Raw genomic sequence first — 10,594 nt, forward strand, 5'->3', positions numbered from 1 at the left:
GCGGAAAAGGGGCCGCTTCTGGGCAAAAAGATGGCGTTTTCCATGCTTCAAACAAGCCCTATACTTATGCCGGCGATACCCTTCCCATTTTTACGGATTAGGCTGCTTCAGGATGGAAGAGGGGGAACCTGTGAATATTGCTATCGATCTGTTCCTTAGTGGAAAAAGACTGGGAAAAGCCGCCCCCAGGCAGGGAGCGGCTTTTTTGAAGGCATACAAAACGGTTCTACCGGGTTACTCATTCATCACCGCCAGCCGTCCCCCGGGCCGGGTGCGCAGGAAAAGGCCCTTTTCTTGGGAAACAAGAATGTACGGGCCCTCTCGGACATTTTTCAGCGCCTGTAGGGGGGACTTCTCCTCTGTATCTAAAAGCAGAGTCAGGGCCGCGGCGGTGGAGGTTTCCCTGTTGCCGGTAACCAGCACGTCGCATTTTCCCTCTGGGGCGGCGTCCAGTTCCACCACAAAATACAGGCCGTTGGCCCAGAATTCCAGCCAACCGCCATCTTCCCCAAAGCGGACCTCCACCCCTTCCAGCGCCTGGTACACGCCGCCATAGGGCAGATATTCTACCGGCACACCGGGCTTTTCCAAATCCTTCCCCAGGTAGGCTCCCTGGGGTAAAAGCAGCCGCTGGGTCTGGTCCAGCAGGTCTGCGGCCATGGCGCGGGCATCCTGGTCCCGTAGGGGCAGAAAGACGCTGTCTAAAAACCACACGTTCCTCTGGGCCAGCAGGGTACGGGGCAGGCCGCTGTTGTACCCGCCCAGACAGAGGGCGGCGGCATGGCGGCCCCGCACCAACAGTACACAGGGGGACTCGGGGCTGCCTGCCACCAACACGTTCAGCTGCCCCTGGGCACGAAAGCCGCTTTCGGCAACCATCCATACTGCCAAAAGGGCCAGGGCCCCGGCTGTCCAGCGTTTCCAAAAAACAGGCGCGCCGCTGTGCATGGCCTGCCGGAACAGAAGCCCCAGGCCGACCAGAACCAGCAGCCAGAGACAGAGCTCCTTGTTTAGTACAGCCCCGGGAAGTGCCGTGAGGGCTTCCGCCAGCCAGAGAATCATTCTGGCCACCCACCCCGCCGCCCAGGAAAGAGGAGGAACCAGAAAACCCGCGGCGGGCATATAGGCCAAAAAGGGCAGCACGGCCGAGAGGTACAAAAGCGGTGGAAGCAGGGAGGCTAGGAGAAGGTTGGCCAAAGGGGTGATCAGCGGCAGGCCTCCAAAGTAAATCAGCTGAACCGGTAGTGTAAAGAGCGTGGCGGAGAAGGTGACGGAAAAGGAGAGCAGCACTGGGCGCAGAGTACGCCTTAGCCGGGGCCAACGGCCCAAGCACCGGCGCAGGACCCGGTAAACCGTCTTTCGCTGGGTGATGATGCCCAGGGTGGCCAGATAAGACAGGGCAAACCCCAGGTCTCCTCCGGAGAAAGGGTCGCTGATACAGAGGATGAGTACCGCCGCGCCCAGGGCATTGGCGCTGGACATTCGCCGCCCCAAACAGCTTGCTAGCAGGTAGAGAAAAAACATCAGGAAGCTGCGGGCAGCGGACATGGGAAAGCCGGTCAGACAAAGATATAGAAACAGCACCCCGGCCTGGAGCAGGCTTTTCCCTCTTCGCCCCAGGGGGAGGCGGGAAAGCGTCAAGGCTACCAGCGCGGCCATAGCCGCCATGTGCATTCCGGACACAGCTAGCATGTGGGAGCAGCCAATTTGCCGGAAGTTGGAAGAGGCCCGAGGGCTTAGATCATCCCGGTAGTTAAGGAGCACAGTCTTAATCAGTCCGGCCTCTGCCGGGGGCAGCATTTGGTCCATCCGCCTGGCCAGATCGTGGCGGAGTTCTGCCAGCATGCGCCCAGGCCACCAGATAAGATGGGGATAGCAGTGGGCGTCCATTCCCCAAAGGGAGGCGCCCAGCACACAGCCCTCTGCCAGCCGGGCGTTCTCTGGGGAATACAGTCCACCCTGGGTGAAGGAATAAAACCGTACGGTGCAGTCTACCATCTCATAGGGGCGGCAGGTCAAGGGGGCTGTGGCAGTGAACCGGACGGTAAAGGGATTCACCAGCTGGTAGTCCACCGCTATGACCTTTGCTGGATAATAGTACCGGCCGTACCGCTCTTCAGGATAGTCCAGCACCTGTAGGCGCACTGCCAGGGTCTGGCCGTTAAGGGTCTGAACAGGCTGCGCCGTGGTATGCCATTTCCAGCAGTAGCATACTGTGGTAAAAGCGGCCACCAGCACGGCGGCACACCCAACAAGCAGCTGCCGCCGGGAACGGGCCCGTATCAGCCAAAAAAGGAAGAGCCCCGCGCCCAAAGCTCCCAGCGCCAGCCCTATATAAGGGGCGCGCTGAGGTCCGGCCCAGGCGCAAAGGGATAAGGCGAGGAAAGCCCCGCCCCCTGCCAGGGCCAAAGGGTGGCGGTCCATTTACTTAAAGAAAAGGGGCAGGGGCTCCAGGTAGATAATGTCCTGGCGGTCCTTGGCGTCGCCCTCGGCCAGGACGCAGGCTTTGCCCACCACCTGGCCGCCGATGGAGTGGAGCAGCTCCTCGATAGCGGCCAAAGACTCTCCGGTAGAGATCACGTCGTCCACCACCAGGATGCGCTTGCCCTTTAGGGCCTGGCAGTCTGCCTTAGAAAGGTAGAGCTTCTGCACGTGGTCTGTGGTAATGGACTTGACCTCCACATGGATCGGGTCCTCCATATAGGCCTTAACGCCCTTGCGGGCCACCACGTAGCCCCGGCAGCCAATGCGTGCCATTTCGTAAGCCAGGGGAATGCCCTTGCTCTCTGCGGTCACAATAATGTCGTGGGGCGGGCACTTTTCCAGCAGGGCGGCGGCGGCTTTTTCTGTAACCTCCACGTCTCCAAACATCACAAAGCCGGCAATGTCCAGCTTGTCGTCAATAGGACAAATGGGCAGGTCGCGGTCACAGCCCGCAATGTTAATTTTATAGAAGCTCATAGCAGTAACCTCCAATTTAAATAATAATATCCCAGAGGGGAAGGGTATAAAGTTTTTGGGGACTGTTAAGGGATTTTTTCAAAAAATCTCTTAACGGGGATTTGTGGTAAAGAACCCGGGACCTTGCCAAAGGGTCAATTACTGGCACGCTTCCCCAGCCTCGGCGAGAGGCAGCTCAAACCAAAAGGTGCTGCCCTGGCCCACCTGGCTGATGACCCCATAGCTGCCGCCATGCAGGTCCAGCACATTCTTTACAATAGACAGCCCCAGCCCTGTGCCCACCTGGGCCCGCTTGTGCTCATGGTCTACCTTATAATAGCGGTCCCAAATGTCTCCCAGCCGGTCCGCCGGAATGCCCTCGCCGGTATCTGTCACAGAGATCCGCACCCGGCCTTTTTCCATGGTCTGGCTTAGGGTAATGGTCTTGTCCTCTCCTGCGTAGTTCACGGCGTTATTCACCAGGTTATATACCACCTGGGAGATCTTCAGCTCATCCGCCACCACATAGGCGTCCTTCCCGGCCAGGAAGGGAAAGCTGAACTCTGCCAGCCGGTCATAGCGGGCCAGAATGTTCCGAATGCTGCCGGTCAAATTAAAAGGGGTCTTTTCCAGACGGATGACCCCGGCCTCCAGCCGGGACAGATCCAAAAGGTCGTTGACCAAGTCGTTGAGCCGGCCCGCTTCGTCAATGATGATCTGCAAATTCTCCGGGCCGTCCTCTCCGGGCAGGTCCCGCATCACCTCGGCGTAGCCCTTGATCATGGTCAGGGGCGTGCGCAGGTCGTGAGAGACGTTGGCCAGCAGCTCCCGGCGCAGGCTGTCTGCTTTGGAGAGCTCCCCAGCCGCGTAGTTCAGGGTGGCGGCCAGCTCACTGACCTCCCGGGCCCCCTGCCCCCCAAAGCGCACAGCATAGTCCCCCCGGCCTAAACGCTTGGCGGCCTCATTGATCTCTGTCAGGGGACGGGCAATCCGGCGGGAGACCAGCACCGCCAGAAGGATCCCCAGAGGGGCCAGCACCACGGTAAGGCACAGCAGCTGTACCATGAGGGTTTCTACCGTAGAGTTCAGGGGGGTAATCTCCGCCTCTACCACCACCAGCCGGTCGTTGCCCTGGGGGGTACGCAGGGTCACCGCGTAAAATAGCACCGCTGCGTCTCCCCGCCGGGATTGGAACACCTGGGTATACACCCCGCCAGAGAGATTTACCTGCTCAAACAGGGCCGCGGCCTCCCAGCGGGCGATGTTATAGATCATACTGTCCCGGTAGGGGTACACGTAGCCGGCATAGATTCGTCCCAGCTCGTCGGTGACCAGGATGTTCAGCCCTGTACGGGCGCAAAGGTCCTGGGCAGCGGCATCCAGGCCGTCGCCGTCCAGTTGGCGGATAATTTCTTTGGAAACGCTTTTTGCCTCCGCTGTCTTAATGGCCCGGTAAAAGGGGCTTAGCAGAAAGATCTGAAAGGCCCACAGCAGAGCTACCGTGACCAGGCTGAACAGGACAAAGCCCAGAATAATCTGGTTTTTTACCCCCATAGGGCGGCGGGGGACAGCGATCTTTCTCATGATTTGCCATCCCTTTCCAGTAGAAGCCGGAACACGGCCAGGACCGCGTTGCCTATAAAACCTACAATGCCCAGCCCTGCGAACACGTACAGGGCGGTCATGTTCGTATGGTCCCGGCGGAATAAAATTACGCCCAACCCGGCGACCCCCAGGATGATGAGCCCAATGGCCGCCAGCTGTAAGTAAAATATTCTCTTTTTCACGGTGAGTTCACCTCTTTTCCGGCGGGTCGAACCGGTAGCCCACCCCCCGCAGGGTAACAATATAACCGCTGTAAGGGCCCAGACGGCGGCGCAGCAGCTTGATGTGGGTGTCCAGGGTACGGTCGTCTCCATAAAAGTCGTAACCCCATACATTGGTCAGCAGCATCTCCCGGGTCAGGGCTAGACCCCGGTTGCGCACCAAATACAGCAGTAGGTCGTATTCTTTGGGAGAGAGCTCCACTCGTTCTCCATCCACGGTGACCACCCGGGCAGCCTCGTCCACAGTAAGCCCCCCAAAGCTGAGGACGTCCCGGTTTTGCAAAGGGGTGGGGCGCACTCGGTTCATAATGGCGTTCACCCGCATCATCAGCTCTTTGGGAGAGAAGGGCTTTACCACGTAGTCATCGGCCCCCAGCTCAAAGCCGTGAATTTTATCGTATTCTTCTCCCCGGGCAGAGAGCATGAGCACTGGGGCCGGGCATGTTTTTTTGATTTCCGCGGCGGCGGAAAAGCCGTCCAGTTCGGGCATCATCACGTCCATGATGATTAGGTCGAAAGCGGCGGGGTCTCTGCGGCAGAGCTCCACAGCGCGCATACCGTTTTCGGCTTCGGTGACCCGGTGGCCCTCGAACTCGGCGTATTTGCGGATGAGGGCGCGGATTTTTTCTTCATCGTCCACCACTAAAAGGCGGTACATGGCAGCAGCTCCTTTCATAGTAGAGGATAGGGAGAAGTAGAGGATAGAGAGAAGTAGAGGATAAAGGAAATGGTTGAAAAGAGGGCGGTAGGCCAAACGTGCCGGCAGACGGAGGGGGTCCAGGGGATCGTTCCCCTGGTAGGGTTTGGGGCAACGCCCCAAGGTCTTGACCTTAAAAGGCGGCGAGAAAACGAAATAAGGAAACAGAAGCCCAAAGCCAGCGCCTGGCCAATAAAGCGGCATAGGCGCGCGCCGCCTCAGCCCAGTAGCAAACTGTAAAAATAGAGCGAAGGGGGATGAATCCCCCCGCGATATTTTTGCAGGAGCGGACCGCCAGCACTAGGCGCCTTAGAGAGGGAGCCAGGCGGGAAGAGATAGTATGGTTATTACGGTTGAGAAGGGCCGCAGTCCTGGGAAAGCCGCAGCAGGAGGACCGCTGTTTCGCCGTTGCTATGCAACGGCGAAAGGCGCTGCTAAGGGGCGGCGAGATTTGGTGCACCCACTTTACTTTTGCGGAACGCTTCGGACTATGTGCACCCGGCTTTTTGCTCTTCGCCGCCCAAAGGGCAAGGCCGCCTCCGGCGGGGAGGGGCTCTGCCCCCTCCACCCCTGCCAGAGGGACCAGTCCCTCTGGACTCCCGTCTGTCTGCCGGTCATTTTTAGCCTATTGCTTAATAGGTTCCCTCTGTAGAGAAGGTCACCTCTTTGCCCTCTTTCTTCCGGGAGTTCTCCCTCCGTTTATTCAGCTCATTAAGGAACAGCTCCTCGTCAAAGGGAATCTCCACCGCCTGCCCCAGCCAGCTGGAAAGGTGCATGGCATTAGAGAGAGTCAACCCATTTAGGCCCTCGCAGCCATTAGCCACCAGGGGTTCGCCCCGCAGAATATTGGCGGCAAAGGCGTTTAAGACCCCCACATGCTGGGGGTTCTCCCCGTCGGTCTCTACCTCTATCTCCTCCATCTCCGGCTTTGCAAAGCCCTCTTGGGAGGTCTTGCAGAAAGCCCGCTCGTCCTCCTTCAGCTGCCAGAACCGCAGCCGGCCGTCCTCGCACACCAGCTTGCCCAGGGTGCCGGTGACCTCGAACCGGTTGGTGCCCGGGGCGTCACCTGTGGTGGTGACGAACACCCCTGTGGCGCCGTTTTCATATTCTAGGTAGGCGGTTACGTCGTCCTCTACCTCAATGTCGTGCCATTTTCCCTCATGGCAGAAGGCCCGCACAGTCTTGGGCAGGCCGCAGATCCACTGCAAAAGGTCCAGCTGGTGGGGGCACTGGTTCAGCAGTACGCCGCCGCCCTCGCCGGCCCAGGTGGCCCGCCAGTCGCCGGAGTCGTAGTACATCTGGGTGCGGTACCAGTCGGTGATAATCCAGTTCACTCGTTTCAGCTGGCCCAGCTCTCCGCCGTGCACCATCTGGTGCATCTTGCGGTACAGGCAGTTGGTACGCTGGTTGAACATCATGCCAAACACCTTGCCGCTTTTTTGGGCGGCGGCGTTCATTTCCCGCACAGCCTTGGTGTATACCCCAGCGGGCTTTTCGCACATTACATGCAGGCTCTGGGCAAAGGCCTCTTGGGCCAGCACCGGGTGCTGGTAGTGGGGTACGGCGATGAGCACTGCCTGGCACAGGCCGCTGCCAATCAGCTCGCTGCCCTCCTCGAACACCGGGGCGCCCTTGGGCAGGTGTTCCTGGGCCCAGTTCCGGCGGTCAGGGCGGCGGTCCGCCACAGCGGCGATTTCGATTTCCGGAGTCTGGCCGGAAAGAATATTCCGCACATGGCCAGATCCCATGTTTCCCACACCGATAATGCCCAGCTTAAGTTTTTCCATATGGAGCCATCCTTTCTATTCTGTACAATTTTTAGGAAGTGTTAAAGGTAAACTATCATAATAAAGGATACCCTAAGCCAGGGAAAATTGCAAGAAGAAAATGGGCGGACAAAAGCGGGTTTGACCACTTCCTCTCCCTGGACTATAATTTGGAAAATGCCCATTGATTATTTGTTTGTTATGTGATAAAATAACCTATAGATATTGACCCCCCCAAGGATGGCGCTGGCTCATTTGTGCCGCGCCACTTTGGAGTGAGCCCCAATAGTTCTGCCTTTATGGCGAAAGGAGAAAATTTCATTATGACCAACAACAAATCCGTCTTGAATTGGCTGGAAGAAATGAAAGAGCTGGTCACCCCTGACCAGGTAGTGTGGATTGACGGCAGCGAGGAGCAGATTGAGGACCTGCGCCGCCAGGCCTGCGAGACTGGCGAAATGATCAAGCTGAACCAGGAAAAACTGCCTGGCTGCTACTACCACCGTACCGCTGTCAACGACGTGGCCCGGGTAGAGGGCCGCACTTTCATCTGCTCCAAGAAGGAAGAGGACGCCGGCCCCACCAACCACTGGATGGAGCCCGAGAAGGCCTACAAGATGCTGTTCGACATTGCCCGGGGCAGCTACAAGGGCCGCACCATGTATATCATCCCTTATTCCATGGGCCCTGTGGGCTCCCCTCTGGCTAAGATCGGCGTAGAGGTCACGGATTCCATTTACGTGGTGCTGAACATGTCCATTATGACCCGTACCGGCAAGGCGGTGCTGGACGTGCTGGGCGACAGCACCGACTGGGTAAAGGGCCTGCACTGCAAGGTGGACATTGACGAGGAAAACCGCTATATCTGCCACTTCCCCGAGGATAACTATATCATCAGCGTAAACTCCGGCTACGGCGGAAACGTGCTGCTGGGCAAAAAGTGCTTTGCGCTGCGCATTGCCTCCTACCAGGCTAAGAACGAGGGCTGGATGGCCGAGCATATGCTCATTCTGGGGATTGAGAATCCCCAGGGCGAGGTCAAGTACGTGTGCGCCGCCTTCCCCTCTGCCTGCGGCAAGACCAACCTGGCCATGATGATTCCGCCCGAGGGCTACAAGGCCAAGGGCTACAAGGTGTGGACTGTGGGCGACGACATCAGCTGGATGCGCCAGGGCCCGGACGGCCGCCTGTACGCCATCAACCCGGAGAATGGCTTCTTCGGCGTGGCGCCCGGTACCAATATGAAGAGCAACCCCAACGCCCTTATCTCCACCCAGAAGGGCACCATCTTCACCAACGTGGGCCGCAACCTGGACGACAACACGGTGTGGTGGGAGAGCCTGGACAAGAACCCGCCTGTGAACGCCCAGGAGTGGAAGGGCGCCGACGTGAACGGCCCCGACTTTATTGCCGAGGGCGGCAAGCTGGCCCATCCCAACAGCCGCTTTACCGCGCCCGCCAAAAACTGCCCCTGCATCAGCCCCGAGTTTGACAAGGGCGAGGGTGTGCCGGTTTCCGCCATTATCTTTGGCGGCCGCCGTCCCGACACTGTGCCCCTGGTGTACCAGTCCCGTGACTGGAACGCTGGCGTGTTCGTAGGCTCCATCACCGGCTCTGAGACCACCGCCGCCGCTGCCGGCGCCGTGGGCGTGGTCCGCCGTGATCCCATGGCCATGCTGCCCTTCTGCGGCTACCACATGGGCGACTACTTCCAGCACTGGATCGACATGGGCGAAAAGCTGGGTGACAAAGCCCCCAAAATCTTCAACGTCAACTGGTTCCGCACCGACGCGGACGGCCACTTCATTTGGCCCGGCTTTGGTGACAACTTCCGGGTGGTAGAGTGGATTATCAAGCGCTGCGAGGGCAAGGTGGACGCGGTAGAGACCCCCATTGGCTTTGTACCCAAGGCTGAGGACATTAACCTGGAGGGCCTGGACTTCGACATTGACACGCTGAAAGAGATCCTGGCCATTGACAAGGCTGCCTGGGCGAAAGAAGCCGAGGGCATCGAGGAGTTCTACAAGCAGTTTGGCGACAAGCTGCCTCAGGCGCTCCGCGACCAGCTGGAGACTTTGAAAGCGAACTGCAAGTAAGCAGCAGAACGATTAATAGAACAGATAAAAAAGGCAGTCGGGTTATCCGGCCGCCTTTTTTATTATGGAAAGGGCGGCCCGTTCGGGCAGCGGGCTCCTCTTGGGGGCCGGGGCACAGGCTTTTTCTCCGGGAGGCCCTCGGGGGTGGAAAATCAGTATAATTAAGCGCTTGATTAAAATAATTAAAGATATCCCATAAAAAAATCAATTTATATATTGACATTCTTAATTTCTTGTATTATAATACAGACATCAAGAGAGAGGGAAGCCCGGTCGGCCGCAGCCCCCGAAACGAAATTCAGAACACAAAGGAGAACCGATTATGGCAAACGGAAAATATCACGCCCCCGCCCAGTGCCCGGTGTGCGGAAAATCCATGCAGGTCACCCGGCTGAAGTGCCAGCACTGCGGCTCTGAGCTCTCAGGAAGCTTTCAGCCCTGCCGGTTCTGCACCCTGGAGGAAAAACACCTGCAATTTGTAGAGGTGTTCCTGCGGTGCCGGGGGTCCATCAAAGAAGTGGAAAAGGCCCTGGGGGTTAGCTACCCCACGGTGAAGAATATGCTGGACGCGGCCCTGACCGCCCTGCGGCTGGACGAAAAGCCCGAGCTGCGGGCTGTGCGGGCCAAGGAAGAGCGGGCGGAAATTTTGGGCCGGCTCTCCCAGGGCGAGCTGGACGTAAACGCGGCCATAGAGGCCCTGAATCAACTGAAAGGCGGTAAATAAAAATGAATGAGCTGATGCGCGTGCGAATGGAACTGATGAACGAAGGGTACGTGACCCGCCAAGACCAGGACCGGCTTTTTGCCGCGGAGCGCTGCGACATACTGTACCACCTGCCCAAGCACGGCCCCAAGCGCCGCCGGGGCCAGGGGGAGAAGGGAGGCAAATAAAATGAATGAGGATAAACGCACCATCTTAGAGCTGCTGGCCAGCGGGAAAATCTCCCAGGAGCAGGCGGACCAGCTGCTGGAGGCCCTGGGCGGCGAGGAAAACGGCCAGGAGCAAGAAGAGCCCGCCCCAGAGGAAGCCGCCGGGAACCAGGCCCTTGCCATTGAGGTAGACGACGAGGGCGGCATGGTCATCCACACCAAAGAAGAGGGCAAGCCTGTGACCATCACCCTGAAAGACAGCCCCAAAGAGGAACCAAAGATTAACCTGACCCTGCACCCCGAGGACCAGCCCGCCTTTGACTTCGACCTGTTCAGCCCGCCCACCCCGCCCACGCCGCCGACCCCGCCCACGCCGCCGACTCCGCCCACACCCCCGAC

The 10,594-nt window shown here is 58.7% G+C and carries 10 protein-coding genes; 4 read left to right on the top strand and 6 right to left on the bottom strand.

Annotated features, from left to right (window positions below; translation table 11 throughout):
- Nucleotides 1–234 precede the first annotated feature (234 nt).
- The 6 genes from U8U68_RS05615 to U8U68_RS05640 form a co-directional block, all read right to left on the bottom strand.
- A complete protein-coding gene (locus U8U68_RS05615) occupies nucleotides 235–2,409 on the bottom strand; it encodes a ComEC/Rec2 family competence protein (RefSeq protein ID WP_322199846.1) in 2,175 nt (724 codons plus the stop codon).
- A gap of 15 nt (nucleotides 2,410–2,424) precedes the next feature.
- Nucleotides 2,425–2,961: a phosphoribosyltransferase family protein gene (locus U8U68_RS05620; protein WP_322199847.1), complete on the bottom strand. Its 537-nt coding sequence runs from the start codon at nucleotides 2,959–2,961 to the stop codon at nucleotides 2,425–2,427.
- Between the two features lie 138 nt (nucleotides 2,962–3,099).
- Nucleotides 3,100–4,524, bottom strand: coding sequence for a sensor histidine kinase (locus tag U8U68_RS05625; RefSeq protein WP_322199848.1), 1,425 nt, complete (start codon nucleotides 4,522–4,524; stop codon nucleotides 3,100–3,102).
- Nucleotides 4,521–4,727, bottom strand: coding sequence for a hypothetical protein (locus tag U8U68_RS05630; RefSeq protein ID WP_322199849.1), 207 nt, complete (start codon nucleotides 4,725–4,727; stop codon nucleotides 4,521–4,523). The genes U8U68_RS05625 and U8U68_RS05630 overlap by 4 nt, the downstream gene beginning before the upstream one ends.
- 7 nt (nucleotides 4,728–4,734) lie before the next feature.
- Nucleotides 4,735–5,424: a response regulator transcription factor gene (locus U8U68_RS05635; protein WP_322199850.1), complete on the bottom strand. Its 690-nt coding sequence runs from the start codon at nucleotides 5,422–5,424 to the stop codon at nucleotides 4,735–4,737.
- 671 nt (nucleotides 5,425–6,095) lie between these two features.
- Nucleotides 6,096–7,250, bottom strand: a complete 1,155-nt coding sequence (locus tag U8U68_RS05640; RefSeq protein ID WP_322199851.1) for a Gfo/Idh/MocA family protein — start codon at nucleotides 7,248–7,250, stop codon at nucleotides 6,096–6,098.
- A gap of 302 nt (nucleotides 7,251–7,552) precedes the next feature.
- Here U8U68_RS05640 and U8U68_RS05645 point away from each other — a divergent pair, with 302 nt between their 5' ends.
- The 4 genes from U8U68_RS05645 to U8U68_RS05660 form a co-directional block, all read left to right on the top strand.
- Nucleotides 7,553–9,325: a phosphoenolpyruvate carboxykinase (GTP) gene (locus tag U8U68_RS05645; RefSeq protein WP_322199852.1), complete on the top strand. Its 1,773-nt coding sequence runs from the start codon at nucleotides 7,553–7,555 to the stop codon at nucleotides 9,323–9,325.
- A 322-nt stretch (nucleotides 9,326–9,647) separates the two neighbouring features.
- Nucleotides 9,648–10,049, top strand: a complete 402-nt coding sequence (locus tag U8U68_RS05650; RefSeq protein WP_322199853.1) for a DUF2089 domain-containing protein — start codon at nucleotides 9,648–9,650, stop codon at nucleotides 10,047–10,049.
- A gap of 2 nt (nucleotides 10,050–10,051) precedes the next feature.
- Nucleotides 10,052–10,216, top strand: a complete 165-nt coding sequence (locus U8U68_RS05655; RefSeq protein ID WP_322199854.1) for a hypothetical protein — start codon at nucleotides 10,052–10,054, stop codon at nucleotides 10,214–10,216.
- Between the two features lies 1 nt (nucleotide 10,217).
- A partial coding sequence (locus U8U68_RS05660; protein WP_322199855.1) for a hypothetical protein occupies nucleotides 10,218–10,594 on the top strand: 377 nt, incomplete at its 3' end.

The organism is Acutalibacter intestini, from assembly GCF_034334985.1.
Classification (GTDB): Bacteria; Bacillota; Clostridia; order Oscillospirales; family Acutalibacteraceae; genus Acutalibacter; species Acutalibacter intestini.

What these genes read in the sequence shown, in the direction of transcription:
- U8U68_RS05620 (WP_322199847.1), bottom strand. Translation starts at nt 2,961, where the DNA reads ATGAGCTTCTATAAAATTAACATTGCGGGCTGTGACCGCGACCTGCCC.
- U8U68_RS05625 (WP_322199848.1), bottom strand. Translation starts at nt 4,524, where the DNA reads ATGAGAAAGATCGCTGTCCCCCGCCGCCCTATGGGGGTAAAAAACCAG.
- U8U68_RS05635 (WP_322199850.1), bottom strand. Translation starts at nt 5,424, where the DNA reads ATGTACCGCCTTTTAGTGGTGGACGATGAAGAAAAAATCCGCGCCCTC.
- U8U68_RS05640 (WP_322199851.1), bottom strand. Translation starts at nt 7,250, where the DNA reads ATGGAAAAACTTAAGCTGGGCATTATCGGTGTGGGAAACATGGGATCT.
- U8U68_RS05645 (WP_322199852.1), top strand. Translation starts at nt 7,553, where the DNA reads ATGACCAACAACAAATCCGTCTTGAATTGGCTGGAAGAAATGAAAGAG.
- U8U68_RS05650 (WP_322199853.1), top strand. Translation starts at nt 9,648, where the DNA reads ATGGCAAACGGAAAATATCACGCCCCCGCCCAGTGCCCGGTGTGCGGA.
- U8U68_RS05655 (WP_322199854.1), top strand. Translation starts at nt 10,052, where the DNA reads ATGAATGAGCTGATGCGCGTGCGAATGGAACTGATGAACGAAGGGTAC.